This window comes from Kribbella aluminosa, assembly GCF_017876295.1.
Lineage (GTDB): Bacteria > Actinomycetota > Actinomycetes > Propionibacteriales > Kribbellaceae > Kribbella > Kribbella aluminosa.
This window is the reverse complement of sequence record NZ_JAGINT010000001.1, coordinates 105,989-122,905: the sequence shown is the minus strand read 5'-3', so window position 1 is coordinate 122,905 and position 16,917 is coordinate 105,989. Positions and strand designations below refer to the sequence as shown.

Here is a 16,917-nt window from a genome sequence, read left to right as displayed (position 1 = left end):
CGGCAGCAACGGAAAGGACTTCCTTGATGACCACCGTTCATCCTTCGAGGGCTGTAGCCCCTGCGCAGCTGGCATCGGACCCGGTCCTGGGCGGACTCGTCGGGCTGATAGGCGACGCACACGGCGACGCCGGCTTTCTGCGAGGAGCCGCGGCGATTCTGGCTCAGCGAGGGTGCACTTCGCTGGTACAACTCGGCAACTTCGGGCTGATCTGGAGCGGCACCCGCGCCGAGTCACGCGCCCTCGACGAGCTCAACAGCACGCTGGCCAAGCTGGGGCTCCGGCTCTACGTGGTGCTCGGCAGCCTCGAGAACTACGACCTGATCGACGCTCTCCCCCGCGACGCCAACGGTACCGTTCAGATCTTCTCCCATATCGATCTGTTGCCCCGCTCCGGCGTGGTCCTCGCAGGCAACGGCGGCCTCGCCGATCCCGTCCACGCGATCGGCTGGCTGTCGGGAGCAGCCAGCCTCGACCGCAGCCTGCGTGTGCCGGGCAGGAACTGGTGGCCCGCGGAGCTCACGACTGATGCGCAGGCGCAGGGACTGTTGTCGTCGCCGATCGGTCCTGACGTCGTGCTCGCGCATGAGGCTCTGGCCACTCCGGGGCTGCTCGCCTACCTGGGCGACGGCGCGGGCTGGGACCCGAGCGACCTGACGTACGCGCGAACAGCGCAGCGCGAACACACCGAACGCGTGCTCTCGGTGCTCGACCCGGGCAAGGAAACGCTCACCGTCAGCGGCCGCTATCACCTGCGCCACTCCGAGCGCACGATCCTTCGGCGCGGAACGGCAGACGGTGCGACTCAGCCAGTCCCTGTCCGCCAGGAAATCCTCGACCGCGAGCGGACACCCGGATGCTTCGCGGTCCTCGATCTGCGCGGTCCCGTCCCCCTCCTCGAGGCACCGTGACAGCCGAGCACTCCCCTGGCCCGATGACCCGGCAGTAAGGACAGCAGCTATGGCCCGCCACTCTTACAAGATCCCAGCACCGCTGAACAGGCCCTTCCTCGACCACGAGATCTCGTTCAGCGTCGGCGGCTGGCAGGTCCCGCCATCTCCCATGAAGCAGATCCTGTTCCTGGGCGGCGGCGTCCTCGTCACGCTGTGGGCGGCAACGACAACGTTCATCAAGTCTGCCGGACCGGCGCTCATCGTGCTGTTCGTCGTCTGGTCGCTCATCACCGTGTTCTACCTCGGCGGCCTGACCAGGACCAGAGAACTGCGCTTCATGACCGTACCGGCATTGCTGGCGTACCTGCCGAGAAAGGCCCGGCTGGTACTCACGCGGCGCAGTGCTGATCCAAGCGGCTTCTACTCGATCGTCGGTGTCGACGACGTGACCGAAAACGGCGCGATCAGCTTCTCCGACGGCAGCCTCGGCCAGGTGTACCTCGTCGTCGGTTCGGCGAGCTACCTGCTGTTCGACGAGGACCGGACCTCGATCCTGGATCGTGTCGATTCGTTCTGGCGGAAGGTGCCGACCAGTTGCGAGCACGTCTTCATCACCACGAAGGAGCCGCAGCGGATCTACCACCAGGTGGCCAACCTCGAACGCCGCAATCAGGCTCTCCAGGTACGGGATCCGGATCTCCTGGAGCTGCAGAACGAGCAGTACGACATCCTCACCGGCCATGTGGGTGGCAAGTTCACCTCCATCCATCAATACGTCCTGCTCAAGGGCAAGAGCGCCGACGCGCTGCGCCAAGGACACCTGGTCCTGCAAGCCGAGGTCGAGGGTTCCTCTCTCATGATCAAGGAGGTCACGATGCTCGGCCGCGACGAGTCCCACCAGATGCTCCGGATCCTCTACCAGGGCACCACCGAAAGCCTCCTGGGCTGACCCGACAGCACCACGACCCCTGCACATACGCAGGAGAAGACGAGACGATGGCACTGCTCACCAAGCTTCGAACCTCACTCGGGACCCCGAACAAGGATGAAGCGCGTCCCGAGCTCAGCGACGAATTCTCGTCCGACGCGCCGGCAACTGCCCTATCCATGGCGAGCGCGCAGGATCCGGCCGGCGCGACCGATGATCCGGAAGCCTCGGAGGCCAGGCTCGGCTGGTGGCGGCGCCGCCAGGAGGCGAAGCGTCTCGAGGGAAAGTTCGAGTCGTACCCACACCTGCTCGCGCTGAAGCCCAAGGAGAAGTACCTCTTCCGGTCGGACTACTTCCAGGTCGACGCCTCGGTCGGCTGCGTCCTGGCGTTCTTCCACGACATGGCCGCCCACGACAGCTTCGGCCCGTTCTGGGGCATCGGGCGCATCCCCGATGGCCTCGACGAACGGGTGACCGCGGTCGTACTCGAACAGGTCGCGCGGATGACCGACAAGTGGATCGACCAGTACACGAAGCAGTCCGAGAAGCTCGACAACCTGGAGGCAGGTGAGCTGGCCGACGGCGGTACGACGTCCTCGAAGCTCAAGGCGAGGAAGGTCGCCGGCGACCTCGAGGCCACGATCAGCGAGATCCAGAACGGGGCGGCATACCTGTCGGTGCAGAACCGGCTGCTGCTCAAAGCCCCAGACCTGGCAATCCTGGAAGACAGCATCGATCGGATCTCGCGTCTCTACATCGACCGTTTCGGGACGCTCAAGGCCGCGGCGTACGCCGGCGAGCAGCGCCAGGAGCTGTCCGGGCTGCTGAAGAAGAACGACAAGAAGCGCGGCCGCGGCTTCCACTTCACCTCCACGGAGTTCGCCGGCTCATACTCGCTCGTCACGAACGGCCTCAACGACCGCAGCGGCGAGTACGTCGGCTACATGGTCGGCGACGTGAACAACTCGGCGGTGCTCTTCGATTCCAACGGCTACGACCACCACGTGGTCATCGCCGACGGTGCGACCTCGGACTATCTGAACCGCGCACAGATCTCCGACCTGTGGTGCTCGAAGCTGTCCCAGTCGTGTCTGCTGAACAACGGCCGCGTGGTGCACCTGGTGCTCGACGGCGCGGCACTGGACAGGCTGGGGCCACGCTTCGACGCCCTGACGTCTCGCGTCGACCTGAACACAGGTGACGTGAACATGTTCGAGATGTTTGGTGAAGAGGCTGACGAGTTGCCGGTCTTCGCGGCGCAGATGCAGAAGCTCGCGCTGATGTTCGAGCAGCTCTACGAATCTGCCGATGGCGGTGTCGGGTCGATCATCCGCAACGAACTGGAGAAGACAGCGACACAGTTCTACGTCGACCAGCGCATGTGGGTGCGAAATGCCAAGGCCCAGCGGCATCGCCTGCGCGTCGTGGGCATTCCGCACGAGCAGGTGCCGCGCCTGCAGATGTTCGTCTCCTACCTGGACACCGAGCACAAGGCCCTGCTGAACTCCGACAAGAACGACCCCGACCAGCTGCGCGCGTACAACGTGCTCAAGAGCGTCGCGAAGAACCTGCTCGACAACAACGGTGACCTGTTCAACAACCACACAGCCGCCGCGGTTGACGGTATCCGCGACGCCAAGCGCGTGATCTACGACTTCTCGAAGCTCCTGCGTCGCGGCCGCGGCGTCGCGATGGCGCAGCTCGTCAACATCGTCGGATTCGCGGTCGGCAAACTCGAGCGCGGTGACACGGTCGTGATCCACGGCGCGGAGAACATCGACGACCGCGTCACGGCATACATCGAGATGCAGCTCGAGCAGCTCTACCAGCGCGGCGGCCGGGTCGTGTTCAGCTACAACGACATAGACAAGATGCTCGCCGGCGTGAAGTTCAACAAGTTCGACGCCGCCGACTACACGATCTTCGGCTCGATGCGTGACAGGACCGTGGCCGACTACCAGGAACTGCTGCACCAGCGGATCCCACCCGACCTGGCCCAGCTCATCACCCGCAAGGGCGAGAACCTGAGCTACCTGCGGCGCGGGGTCTCCAACGTCGTGTTCCACCTGGACCTGGCGCTGGGCATCAACCCGAACCGCGAGAAGCAGCGCCGCACGATGCAGCGCGCCGCGCGACAAGCTGCGGACGCTGCCCGGTTCGACGTCGTCATGACCGACAAACCGGTCCCGGGCGCCAACATCACCCAAGCGGGCGGCGGCAACGACTCGGGGAAGGACACGACGGCCCCGAAGGACGGTGCGCCACCAGCGCGGCTGCGGAAGAAGTTCCTCGGTACTGGATCGCGGCCGAGAACCCAACCCGCCGATCCCGGGTTGCAGAAACGCAGGCAGAGATGACGAGACGACAAAGACCGGAGGGCGCCATGAGTCGACAGATCAGGCCGACGGCAGCCGTCACGCAACTGCGCACACGAGTCCTTGCCAGCGCCGACGCGCAGCCGCCCTGGATGCGAACCGTCGCAGGCGGGCTGCTCGCGGCTCTGCTCGCGTTGCTCATCGTGCTCGCGGTAGCACCGATGGCGCACGCCGACGACCCGAGTAACAAGGATCAGAAGGACTACAGCCTCTACCACCTCGCCTCGAACGCAAGTGTGTACTTCAGTGAGAAGAGCGCCCCTGAGAACGGCGGCAAAGGAGTAGGCAACTCCTGGAAGACTGTTGTCGCCAACCCCGCCCAGGCCGGCTCGATGCTCGGTTACGCCGACGATGACGGCTTCGTCAAATGGCTGTTCTCAACGATCTCGGGCTCGTCACAGACGATCAAGTACGACGCGCTCGACAGCGCACAAGCCTCCGGCATGAAGGACTACGCCCACTTCGGAGCAGCCGCACACGACCTCGGCTTCGACGCCATGATGTCGTCCGCGGGTTTCGACCCGATGATCCACGCGGTCGGCGGCTCGCTGATCTGGCTGGTCTACGCACTGGCTATGGGGGTCTCATTGCTGTTCTGGATCTTCATCCAGATCCTGAAGCTCCTGAACCCCTTCCTCTGGTTCCATGACGGCATCGCGGCAGTGTCCCCGGCGTACAAGACATGGGCCGACGGCATGGTCACCACATCGTCAGGCGTCAACACGACACCCGACGCACTCTCAGGCCTGTCGAGCTTCGTGTCCCAGTGGTACGGCGCACTGGTGTCGCTGTCGTGGGGAGTGCTGGTGCCGCTCTTCATCGGCTTCCTGCTGCTCGGGCTCGTCTTCTTCAAGAAGATGGAGCGCGGTAGCGCCATCAAGAAGGTTGCCGTACGCATCGTCTTCATCGGCGTCGGGCTTCCTCTCATCGGCGGGATGTACACCTCGATCCTCAACCAGTTCGACGACTCCCTGCTCTCACAGAGCTCGGGCCCGACCAAAGTCGTGCTCTCCACCTACGTCGACTTCGACGCATGGATGAACACGAACCGCCTCCAGGTGCCGGCGAACGCCTCGATCACCTGGGACGCCAGCACCGGCCACGCCCAACCCGTCTCGGTGTTCTCGGCCCGGAACTCCGCACTCGCGATCAACGCACAGACCGGGCAGTTCCCCGGAATCAGCGCAGGCGAGAAGATCAGCGACGCCGGCAGCGCCTGGGCCAACAGCACCCCGCGGCTGAAGGACAACGACACCGACAAGAACACCGTGTTCGCCACACTGGGCATGCTCAGCCGCTACCTCCAGGGCCAGACGGTGAACGCGTCGGACTTCGAATCAAACATCCAGGGGTCGGTGACCGCGATCGACCCGAAGGATGTGGACTGGGACTTGAAGAAGGACTGGTTCCTCGGCAAGAGCTACAAGGACTCCCAGGACTTCGGCGACGGCAACAAGCCCGTGCCTCCCAACGAACACCCGCTACTCGCGACGAGCGGATCCGGCCTGACAGCCAAGACCGACGGCGCAAGCACCGAGTTCACCTCGACCAGTGGCAACACGAGGTGCGGCTTCAGGGTCGTCGAGCCGAACACCGACGGCAAACCGGCCGACTGCAACCTGTCCCCGCTCAGCGCCTACAACTACCTGAACACCGAGTTCAACACGGACTCGATGACGATCTTCTCGTCCAACAAGGTGACCTCGGGTTTCACGCGCTCGTTCCACTCCTCGGTGGCTCAGATCGGCAGCGGACCGGCGTCGTTCATGTACTGGGCCAACACCTTCACCCTGCTCAGTTCGATCACCCTCATCGGAATCTTCTACGGCGTCGGAATGCTCACCGGTGCTCTGCGCCGGACCTTCGGCACCGTCGCGGCAGTTCCTTTCGCCACCCTGGGTGTGATGGCCGGCATCGCCAAGGTCGTCATCTACTCGATTGCCATGATCCTCGAAGTGCTGGTCACACTGTTCCTCTACCAGTTCGTCTCGGAGCTCCTGGTGTCGCTTCCGCAAATCATCGAGGGCCCGATCGCGAAGCTGGTCAGCAGCAACCCGACCGGCTCAGGCCGCGGTTTCGCGAACATCTTCAGCAACCCGGTGCTCGGCTCGATTGCCGTGGTCGTGATGACGGTCGTGTCCATCATCCTCATCGTCGGGGTGACCTTCACCCTCTTGCGGGTACGCAAGACGGTCCTCAAGGCACTCGACGAGGCCGTGACCAAACTGGTCGACAAGTTCCTGGACACGACCACCCCGCCCAAGCAGACCAACGGCGGTCTGATGCCCGCGATCGCCAACGGCCTCGGCGCGGGGGCAGGCATGGCCGCGGCCTCCGGCATGATGGGCAAACTGGGCGGCAAGCCACCGAAGACAGGTCCTCACAAGCCCACCAACACCGGCCAGCCGGGCACAGCGACGACGAATGCCGGCGGCACCAACGGTGGCCTGTCGCTAGCAGGCAAGCAGCGGGGCGAGCTTACTGGCGGTCGTCCAGGCGAACTCGAGGGCCGCTCGCCCGGACCGATGCTCCCGCCCGGCGACGGCGGACCCGCAGGTAACCCTGCTGGCCCCAGAGGCCCAGGCGGCCGCGGCGGCCCGGTTTCGGGCCGCGAGTTGCCAGTTGGGGCAGATGTGGCCGGTGCCGGAGGGACCGGAATCGCCGGTGGAGCTGATACGCGCAACGGCACCGACGGTGCAGGTAACGGCAGGACCGGCCACAGCCACTCATCCGTGGCTGACACAGGTTCACCGATCGCGACCAGCGACAACAAGCCAGGCACGCGACCCAATCGCTCACAGAAAGACCGCGACCTCGCCGAAACCGTCACTCACCAAGGCGGCCTGACAGATCTGGGCGTCGGCCCACAGAACCGGAATCATCGCAGATCCCCTGGCCAGACCGGTCCGTCGACAGGTCAGAAAATCAGCAGGCCCAACGGCGGAAGTAACGACAGCTCGGCGGTCAACGCCCACGGCCGGCCGAACGGCGCTGGCAGGCCCCCGAGCATGCCTCCACACGGCTCTGGTCCGAGCAACAGCAAAGCAACGACGATGCCCAGCAAGGGCGAGTCGCCGCGCATCCCCCGTCCCACACGCTCACCACGTATCGAGCGCTCAGCCAGTACATCCCCGCAGCAAACCAGAAAACCCGACCCAACGCCCCGTACCCGGGAAGCCGCACCAGCGCCGCAGCCACCCCAGCAAGACAAGCCGACGCGGCCAGCGAGGCCCGCCTTGGAGACACCGAGGCGCCGGGACAGGAGGCAGGACTCGTCGAACGAGTAACTGAAGAATCCCTTGGAGCAAAGCTCCAAGGGATTCGTCTTAGTCGGGGCCGCTGTCCCCAGCTCGCCATCAGCCGCACATTGGCTGGTACGACTGCAGCGCCTTGTCCTTGTCCATCTTGGTGTACTGCTTCCCGTCGATGTCGACGGTGTCACCGCTCTTGCTCGTAGTCACATTGCCGGTGCCTTTGCCGTTCGACCAAATGACCTGGTCGCCTTCTTGGCTTAGCTCACCGGACGAGGTCGGGTCGCTGTCGATGACCGCGTTGCCCTTCTTGGCGTCGTCGCACCCGAACTCGTAGTAGGTAACCGAGCTCGCGTCGATCACGAGCTGGCCATCCTTGTCGTAGTACTCGCCGCTCAGACCGTCAGAACCGTTGCTGCAGCCCGTGAGCACGAATGCAAGAGCCGCAAGGACCGCGGCGGCCGGGATCACGAGACCCTGTCTCCGGAGTCGGATGCTCTTGACGATCATGTTGTTGGCCCCCTCGTCCCTCGGCGGCGCATGCCTCTGCGACACGCAGCTGTTCAGGCCCCATTGTTCCACAAGCAAGGTCTCTAGTAGCTACAGCGCGTTACAGCAGGCTGGCCAAGCAGCCCGTTGCCAGGTGAACACCCCAGCAACCAGGGATGGCACCATATGGCCCATGTCCGCCACCGTTGTCCATCACTTGTACATCCGTACCGGCGACTTACTCCCCTACTGCGGTGTGTGGCCAGCTCGAGATCGAGTCACAGGCGATTTTCACACCGGTCACAGCCGCGACGACTTGCTGACATGCGTCGAGGACGGTCTGCCGGTATGCACGACATGCCTGTCACCTGAGGCGCTCGGAGGCTTCACACCCTTGATCATGGACGAACAGTAGATCCGCCGCTGGAACTCAGAAGCTCTCGCTGACCTGATCCCAGATCCGCTCAGCGGACCGCCAGTGTGCCGGCGCCTGGCGTACGCTCCGGTTCGGCAGATCCACGAGTAGTAGCAGATCGAACACATGTTCTACTATGCAGCCATGGGGACCCGCGGTCGCGTCTACACTCCTCCAGGGCCACCGCCAGACGAGCGGCTGCGCCACTGCTGGGTGCGCGCACGGGTGGGCGAGTCCGAGCGGTGGTGTCCGGGACTGATCCACGAGTGGCGCCCGGCCAATGGGGGAGGGTGGGCGGCGCGGGTCGTCTACGTACCCGATCCGAGGCGCGCCGAGTCGGTAGAAGCCTGGTTTGCGCAGGCGCTGCTACGTCCGGTGGAGTCGCAGTCGCCAAGTCAGGCGAACCGGGCGGTGGCCCGATACAAGGCCGCTGGTGGTACGACGTACTAGCTTCTAGCGATAACTCTCAGCGGTTTCACCATAGGCAACTGATCGACTCAGTATCGCCACTGGACGTAGCCGGCCTTGTCCACAGGCTTAACTGCTTGCCGTTGCACGGGCGGCGGCTGTTCGGCAATCCTGACTACGCGTGCCCGGCACGCCACGCCGCCAACCGGCCGTCAGCGGTCACAAAGAGCCTTGCGGGCTAGGAGCCAGTGAAGTGCACCGGGCACGTCTCGTGGCGCACAGATCGTTAGGCATCCAGCCCTCACCAGACCAACCCGCCATGCCGTGCAGCGATGGCCGCCAGCTCCCCAGAACTAGCTGCCTATCGCGCAGGTCGCAATCTGTCTAGCCGCCCGACGAGTTGAGTCCAATCGACAGACGGAGTGAGATGACTCCACGACACACGGAGTGCCCCGGCAGTCTGCTCATCGGGCATGCCCATTGTCGTCAGCACATGACTGGGCTCGTAGCTTTGAGACGTACAGGCCGAACCGTTCGAGATCGCGACGACGTCTTTCAGAGCCACGATGGCGGCCTCAGAGTCAACGCCCGGGACAGAGAAATTCAGGGCATACGGAACAGTCCGATCGAGGTCGCCGTTGTAAGTGACATTCAACGGAGTCAGCGCGCTGACGAGTTCGACCTTGAAGGCCGCACAAAGTGCTGCTCGTTTCGCGTGTTCCTCTTGAGCAAGCTCAGATGCAAGTCCGAGACCAGCGATCAGCGCCACAGGCAGCGTCCCTGGCCTCAGGCCACGCTCCTGACCGCCTCCATACATGAGGGGTTCCAACGGAACGCGTTTGTATCCTCTGCGCCGGGTGATCAGTGCGCCGACGCCCTTTGGGGCGTAGACCTTGTGACCGGAGATGCTGAGCAGGTCGATCCTTGCCGAGCGCAACTGATCGATTAGCTTGCCGTAGGCCTGCGCTCCGTCGACGTGGAAGTAAGCCTGATGATCCGCGAGGAGCCGACCGATCTCATCTAGCGGCTGGATGACGCCGGTCTCGTTGTTGACGGCCATGACCGAGACGAGAAGCGTGTCGGGGCGCATCGCTTTCACGACCTCTTGAGGGTCGACCCAGCCGCCTGAGGTCGGCGGCACCAAGGTAACCTCGAAACCGCGCTTGCTTAGTACCTCAAGGGGCTCCAGCACGGCTTTGTGTTCGATCGTGGTGCTCACGATATGGCGACGCCCCGTCTGCTCTCCGTAAGCAGCGAGGCCGAGCAAGGCCATGTTGTTGCTCTCGGTGGCGCCGCTCGTGAAGATGACCTCTTCGGGCTTTGCAATGACGACGTTGGCCACCTGCTGACGAGCGCGGATGACCCGTTCCTTGGCTATTTGGCCGTAGCCATGAGTGCGGCTGCCAGCGTTGCCGTACTCCTCGGCCATGAAGCGAAGGACCTCGGCCTGGACTCGTGGGTCCATTGGGCTCGTCGCATTGCAGTCCAGATAGACCGGTCGAGCATCCTCTTGGGCGCGGGAACTGTCGGTGGGTGTCACTACCGTCATGGCAAACAGGGTACGCGTACCGTGGGACACATGTACGGAGGATCATGGACGACTGTACGGATCGCGAGATCCGTACAGAAGATTTGCACTCCGTACAGCTCGTGCTGTTTCATAGGCCATGCGCGACGAAGAAGACGACCGCTACAGCGGATCAGAGACGGGCAAAGATGGGCGCGTTTGAGTACGTGTTCCCGGCTATCCGGGGCGTCCAAGCCGGCCGCGAGTACTACGTGACCATGTGCCCACTTCGGCTCATCCCACGACTCTTCATGTTCGATGAAGAAGAGTTGCCTGCCGAGATGCGCGCACAGCGCACCCTGAACAGGAGCCGAGTCCCCGAGCTTAGCCGGTACCTTCTCGACAACCCAACCAGCTACGTCTTCTCTGCACTCACCGCATCCGTTGACGCCGACGTGGAGTTCGCCCCGTTTGACCCTTCGACCGGCGCGGGAGAACGGGTCGGTGCACTGACGATCCCCATGTCCGCGAAGTTCGTCATCAACGACGGACAGCACCGTCGCGCTGGGATCACAGATGCTCTCCGTGAAAATCCGGAGCTCGGCGACGAGAGCATCGCGATCGTGATGTTTCTCGACCTTGGTCTCAAACGCTGCCAGCAGATGTTCGCTGACCTCAATCGATACGCCATCCGGCCATCGCGGTCTCTGAGCGTCCTGTATGACCACCGTGACGAGATGTCCGCCATTGCCCGATTGGTCGTTCATCGATCGCCGCTGTTCTCCGACCTCACCGAGACTGAGAGCAACAACCTGGCAGCCCGGTCTCGAAAGCTGTTCACTCTATCGGCTCTATACGGAGCCACGAAGGCCCTGCTCGATGGCCTGGACAAGCTGAGCTTCGAACAGAAGGTGGACGTTGCCAGCAACTACTGGTCCGTGGTCGCTGAGCAGTTTCCTGAATGGCACCAGGTGCACGCGGGCGAAGTCAGCGCAGGCGAAGTACGCCGAGACTTCATTCACACGCACGGCATCGTGCTGCATTCTCTCGGCAGAGTCGGGAACAGCCTGCTGCAGGGCAAGCAAGATCCTGCGACCTGGAACCGAAAGCTCAAAAAGCTCTCCGGCCTGGACTGGCGCCGGGCAAACACAGAGTTGTGGGAGGGACGAGCAACCCTCGGCGGGAAGGTCTCAAAGACCGCCGCCAACCTGACGCTCACAACCGCAGCGATCCGGACATCACTCGGCATGCCGCTGCCATCCGACGAACAACATGCTGATGAAGCATTCCGACGAGGAGAAAAATGACTCGCAACCTACCGATCCGTGTCCGGTCAGCCTTCGATGACGCCGGATTCGCTGGGACGGTCGAGGCCCTCGTCAGTCAAACCCAGCAGCTGTACTTGGCCGATGGAGTGCCTTGGGTTGTTGGCTATTCCGGTGGCAAAGACTCAACGGCGGTCTTGCAGCTCGTTTGGCTCGCCTTGGCTGGGCTGCCGGCAGACCAGCGTACGAAGCCGGTTCACGTGATCAGCACAGACACGCTGGTTGAGAACCCGGTTGTGGCCTCGTGGGTGACCCACTCGCTAGATGTGCTTGGCGAGGCGGCGCAGAAGCAAGGGCTTCCCATCACGCCGCACCGTCTAACGCCGGCGGTCGCTGACACCTTCTGGGTAAACCTCATCGGTCGCGGCTACCCGGCACCGCGGCCCAAGTTCCGTTGGTGCACTGAGCGGCTCAAGATCAAGCCTTCCAACACCTTCATCCGCGAGATGGTCCGCTCTCATGGCGAGGCGATTCTGGTCCTCGGTACGCGCAAGGCTGAGAGCTCGGGTCGGTCGGCCCGCATGACGGCTCTTGAGTCTCGCCGAGTCCGGGATCTCCTCAGCCCGAACGAGGCGCTTCCGAACTGCTTGGTCTACTCGCCCGTCGAGAACTGGTCCAACGATGACGTCTGGACCTTCCTGATGCAGAGTCAGAACCCTTGGGGCTATTCCAACAAGGAGCTGCTGACGATGTATCAGGGCGCCTCGGCCGATGGCGAGTGCCCGCTGGTGGTCGATTCGTCGACACCGAGCTGTGGCGATAGCCGGTTCGGATGCTGGACCTGCACCTTGGTCGACAAGGACAAGTCGATGTCGGCCATGATCCAGAATGACGAGGAGAAGGAGTGGATGCTGCCGCTCCTGGAGCTGCGCAACCAGCTTGATGTGGCTGACGACAAGCACCTGCGGGACTTTCGTCGTATGAACGGATCGGTGCAACTTTTCAAGGACCGGCCGATCCATGGACCGTACACGCAGGAGTCGCGCGAGCACTGGCTCCGTGAGTTGCTGACAGCGCAGGCCTGGATCCGTGAGAACGGTCCGGACTACGTTCGTTCCCTTGAGCTGGTCACCCTGGAAGAGCTTGAAGAGATCCGTCGTATGTGGGTGGTCGACAAGCACGAGTTTGAGGATCGTCTGCCCGAGATCTACGAGGCCGCCATCGGCAGCAAGTACCCGGGACGTCCTTTGGACGAACACCTCCCGCTTGGACCTGACACGGTCGAAGTACTGCGTGACATCACGGGTGGCGACCGTCTCCACTTTGAGCTCGTCCGCGAACTGCTCGATATCGAGCAGCGACACCGCTCCCAGGCCCGTCGGGCTGGCTTGTTTGAGTCCCTTGAGAAGGCACTCCGCCGTGGCTTCTACGATGACGAAGCCGATGCGACTGATCGCGCCCACCATCGCAAGGCGGCACTCGACCGGTCGCAGGACGACGATCCTGATCCGCTTGACCCTAATCCGCTCGACCTCGCGGACGGGTACGTCAGGCCCGTACAAGAGGTTGCACCGTGATCCTGGATGAACTAACCCTGCGTAACTTCGGCACGTTCGCCGGCAAGCAGACGCTCAACCTGACGCCTGCATCTGCGAAGAAGCCCGTGATTGTCATCGGTGGCTTGAACGGCGCGGGTAAGACCACGATCCTCGAAGCGATCCTTCTTGCGCTCTACGGCTCGCTCGCCCCGGTGTCCGGGCGTAGGTCAGGTAGCTACGACAACTATCTCCGCGCATTGATTCATCATGGTGTGCCACACGCCGAGGGCGCTGGAGTCGAGCTCGCATTCACTGCGTACCAGCAAGGCTCGGCACGGGAGTACAGGATTCGTCGGAGCTGGATGGCCAGTGGCGCTTCGATGCGCGAGATTCTCGATGTGCTGGTCGATGGTCGACACGACGCCGCTCTCACCACGACTTGGAGTGAGCACGTCGAGACGTTCCTGCCTCGAGGCATCGCTGGCCTGTTCTTCTTCGACGGCGAGCAGATCGAAGCGCTCGCTGACCTCGAACGCTCGCGCCAGGTCGTCCACACCGCCCTAGACGCGTTGCTCGGCCTCGACCTGGTCCAGCGGCTGACGACAGACCTAGCTGTGCTGCGCCGTCGTCACCGATCGCAACAGGTGCCCGACGAGCTGCGGCACGAGCTCGAGGAGAAGCAGCGGGTTGCGACTGCCCTTCGACAGTCGGAGGAGAGCGCCTTTGCAGCTCTCGCCGCGAAGCGACTCGATATTGAGCGCGCGGAGAAGAGGCTGTTTGAAGCAACCGAAGCGTATCGGTCAGCTGGTGGAGACCTCCTGCAAAAGCGCGATGGTGCCGAAGCATCTGTGAAGGCGCTCCGGAATGAGCTCGATCGGCTTGAAGAAGAGCTCCGGGATGAAGCCGGCGACCTGGCACCACTGCTGCAGGTGTCATCACAGCTGGCAGCACTGGCTGATCAAGCGCGCCGCGAGGCGGCGGCTGCGCGTAACAGAGTCGCGATCGACGTGATGTCTGAGCGGGATGACACCATCCTTGCGAAGCTGCGTGAGGGGAAAACTCGTGCGGCTCTCATCGCATCCCTGGAAAGCTTCCTGCTCGAAGACCGGCAGGTTCGGCAGCAGTCCGCGGACGAGGTAGCAATCACTGGCGTCGGCGACGCCGCGCCGTTCGAGGCGCTCACAACAGCGCTGCCGACAGTCGAGCGACGCCTCCGAGCTCTCGTACTGCGACGGGACGCGTTACGGATCGAGCTCGACCAGGCAGACCGGCTGCTTGTCGCAATGCCTGATCCCGAAAGGTTGGCGCCGCTTGTCAAGCAGCGCGATGAGGCATCGGATGATCTGATCCGGGCTCAGGCCGCAGTGGCTCATGCTGACGAACTGCACGCGTCTATCCGCAATGAGCGCGGGCGGGCAGACGCAGCTCACGACTCAGCACTGAATAAGGCAGCGCATGCAAACCTCGAGGCGGATGATGGTCGACGGATCGTTGATCACGCTGACCGAGTTCGGGAGACTCTGGAGAAGCTGCGGACAGCGGCAACTCGCCGGCATTTGACGCGTATCAGCGAGCTGATCCTGGAAGCGCTCAAGCGGCTCATGCGCAAGGATGCCTTGATCAGCGCCGTGTCGATCGACCCCGAAACATACTCAGTCGAGCTGGCGCGTCCTGACGGCAGTCAGATTCACGCCGAACAGTTGTCGGCGGGCGAGCGGCAACTGCTTGCAGTCGCGCTGCTGTGGGGCCTTGCTCGCGCCGCGGGGCAGCCACTCCCGGTTGTTGTCGATACCCCGCTTGGCCGGCTTGATCGGACACACCGCGAGCATCTCCTCAGCCGGTACTTTCCCCACGCCAGCCATCAGGTTCTCCTACTGTCGACTGACACCGAGATCGACGCGGAGTCGTACAAGCAGCTACATCCCCACATCGGACGCTCGTACCGGCTGGTGTTCGATAGCTCGACCAACGGCACCACGGTTGTGCCTGGCTACTTCTGGGAGGGTGACAACTGATGCCACTCGAACACATCCGGCTGACTCAGTCGGCGCGTGATCAGCTCATCACGCTGAAGCGGCGCACGGGAATCGCCCATTGGAACGTTCTTTGTCGGTGGGCGCTCTGCCGGTCTTTGGTGGAGCCGGCCAAACCGCCGACAGTGAAGCTCGTCCTCGACAGCAACGTTGAGATGACATGGCGGGTGTTCGCGGGAAACCATGGCGACGAGCTCTGGGCACTTCTGCGATACCGCTGCCACGCAGACGGTCTGGAACTCGACGAGGAGACGCTCGCCCAGCAGTTCCGCCTACACCTACACCGCGGCGTTGGTTACCTTGTTGGAGATCCTCGGGTGACTGACATAGTCGGGCTTACGCGCCTTGCCCTGGACGAATCGGTGGCATAGTGCACGTGGTTCCGCGGCACCGGACGGCGATGTCTCGGAGTGCCATCTCCCGCCCCATCGCGACGGCGCTCGCGGACCAACTCGTAGCAGAGTCGATGACAGTCTTCGACTACGGCTGCGGCCGTGGTGGTGACGTCCGTAGCCTGAGTGCCCTCGGCTTTCACGCCGACGGATGGGACCCCGCTCACCGGCCGAACGTCGAGCGGCGACCAGCTGACGTGGTCAACCTCGGATACGTCGTCAACGTGATCGAGGATCCCATCGAACGTGCCAATACCCTCAGATCTGCATGGGATCTGGCGAGGCGACTACTAGTCGTATCCGCACGTCTTGTGTGGGAATCACGGGACCTGGTCGGCATCCCGATGGGGGATGGGCTCGTCACGAGGACCGGCACGTTCCAGAAGTTCTTTCAGCAGTCCGAACTGGCTGACTGGATCCGTCAGGTCCTAGAGGTCGAGCCGGTGGCAGCAGCTCCTGGCATCTTCTACGTCTTTCGAGACGCGGCGGACGAACAGCAGTTCCTGGCGCAGCGCGTGTACAGCTACCGCCCGCGTATGCGAGTCGATCCGCACCAGATGTACGAGAAGTACTCCAACATGCTGACGCCGCTCATGACCTTCTTGTCAGGGCACGGGCGACCGCCCCGCCAGGGAGAACTGTCCCCGGATGACGAGAGACTGGTGATCGAGGCTCTCGGCACGATCGGGCGAGCGACCCAACTCATCAGGCAGGTCACCGACGCCGACTACTGGGAGCAGGTACGTCGCCAGAGACGCGCCGAGCTGCTCATCTATGTCGCGCTGTCCCGCTTCGGACGCCGCCCCCGATTCACTCAACTCGGTCCCACGCTGGCTCGGGACATCAAGGCACATTTCAGCACCTATCGCGAAGCATGCCTTCAAGCAGATCGGCTGCTGTACGGCGCCGGCGACCAGACGATGATCTACCTCTCAGCCCGCGGATCATCCGTAGGCAAACAGACACCTACATCCCTGTACGTGCACCGCTCGGCTTTGGCGCAGTTGCCACCGCTTCTACAGGTCTACGAAGGCTGCGCCAGAGTGCTGTGCGGCACTATCGAGCAAGCGAACTTGATCAAGCTCTCGGTGACTGATTCTCAGGTGTCCTACTTGACCTATCCGCGCTTCGATCGCGACGCCCATCCAACGCTGGAGACGGCCGTGACGGTGAATCTAAAGAAGCTGACGGTCGGCTGGCGGGACTACAGCAGGTCCGAGAACCCGCCGTTGCTCCATCGGAAAGAGGAGTTTATCGGTCCAGACGACACCCGAAGGACTCTGTATGAACGGTTGACGCGAGCTGAGGTGCGAGCTGGGCTGTACGAACAGCCCAGCTCCATTGGGACCCTTGCGGGCTGGCAGCGCACGCTGGCGAATGCCGGCGTCACGGTCCAAGGTCATCGCCTCAAGCGAATCTAGGC

At 63.2% G+C, this 16,917-nt stretch carries 11 protein-coding genes; 9 read left to right on the top strand and 2 right to left on the bottom strand.

Annotated elements, in window-relative coordinates:
• Window positions 1-26 precede the first annotated feature (26 nt).
• From JOF29_RS00655 to JOF29_RS00640, 4 genes are read left to right on the top strand one after another with little or no spacing between them, the layout of a single operon-like run.
• On the top strand, window positions 27-911 hold the full coding sequence (locus tag JOF29_RS00655) for a hypothetical protein (RefSeq protein ID WP_209692277.1): 885 nt from the start codon (window positions 27-29) through the stop codon (window positions 909-911).
• A 49-nt stretch (window positions 912-960) separates the two neighbouring features.
• A complete protein-coding gene (locus JOF29_RS00650; RefSeq protein ID WP_209692276.1) occupies window positions 961-1,842 on the top strand; it encodes a hypothetical protein in 882 nt (293 codons plus the stop codon).
• 47 nt (window positions 1,843-1,889) lie between these two features.
• Complete coding sequence (locus JOF29_RS00645) at window positions 1,890-4,178, top strand: hypothetical protein (protein WP_209692275.1); 2,289 nt, start codon at window positions 1,890-1,892, stop codon at window positions 4,176-4,178.
• Between the two features lie 26 nt (window positions 4,179-4,204).
• Window positions 4,205-7,483 carry a hypothetical protein gene (locus tag JOF29_RS00640; RefSeq protein WP_209692274.1) on the top strand — a complete coding sequence of 1,093 codons (3,279 nt, stop codon included), beginning with the start codon at window positions 4,205-4,207 and terminating at the stop codon, window positions 7,481-7,483.
• Between the two features lie 69 nt (window positions 7,484-7,552).
• On the opposite strand, the gene JOF29_RS00635 is transcribed toward JOF29_RS00640, so the two are convergent.
• Window positions 7,553-8,029, bottom strand: coding sequence for a hypothetical protein (locus JOF29_RS00635; RefSeq protein ID WP_209692273.1), 477 nt, complete (start codon window positions 8,027-8,029; stop codon window positions 7,553-7,555).
• 1,091 nt (window positions 8,030-9,120) lie between these two features.
• Window positions 9,121-10,308, bottom strand: coding sequence for a cysteine desulfurase DndA (gene dndA / locus JOF29_RS00630; RefSeq protein WP_209692272.1), 1,188 nt, complete (start codon window positions 10,306-10,308; stop codon window positions 9,121-9,123).
• 44 nt (window positions 10,309-10,352) lie between these two features.
• On the opposite strand from dndA, the gene dndB reads away from it, so the two are divergent.
• The 5 genes from dndB to JOF29_RS00605 are packed head-to-tail and all read left to right on the top strand — an operon-like array spanning window position 10,353 to window position 16,915.
• Window positions 10,353-11,573, top strand: coding sequence for a DNA sulfur modification protein DndB (gene dndB / locus JOF29_RS00625; protein ID WP_209692271.1), 1,221 nt, complete (start codon window positions 10,353-10,355; stop codon window positions 11,571-11,573).
• Window positions 11,570-13,108, top strand: coding sequence for a DNA phosphorothioation system sulfurtransferase DndC (gene dndC / locus JOF29_RS00620; protein ID WP_209692270.1), 1,539 nt, complete (start codon window positions 11,570-11,572; stop codon window positions 13,106-13,108). Before dndB ends, dndC begins: the two co-directional genes overlap by 4 nt.
• Window positions 13,105-15,084: a DNA sulfur modification protein DndD gene (gene dndD / locus JOF29_RS00615; protein WP_209692269.1), complete on the top strand. Its 1,980-nt coding sequence runs from the start codon at window positions 13,105-13,107 to the stop codon at window positions 15,082-15,084. Before dndC ends, dndD begins: the two co-directional genes overlap by 4 nt.
• On the top strand, window positions 15,084-15,473 hold the full coding sequence (dndE, locus tag JOF29_RS00610; protein WP_209692268.1) for a DNA sulfur modification protein DndE: 390 nt from the start codon (window positions 15,084-15,086) through the stop codon (window positions 15,471-15,473). Before dndD ends, dndE begins: the two co-directional genes overlap by 1 nt.
• The gene (locus tag JOF29_RS00605; protein WP_307863085.1) at window positions 15,473-16,915 is read left to right on the top strand and encodes a DNA phosphorothioation-associated putative methyltransferase; all 1,443 of its coding nucleotides are present in this window, start codon (window positions 15,473-15,475) and stop codon (window positions 16,913-16,915) included. Before dndE ends, JOF29_RS00605 begins: the two co-directional genes overlap by 1 nt.
• The last annotated feature ends 2 nt before the right edge of the window (window positions 16,916-16,917 follow it).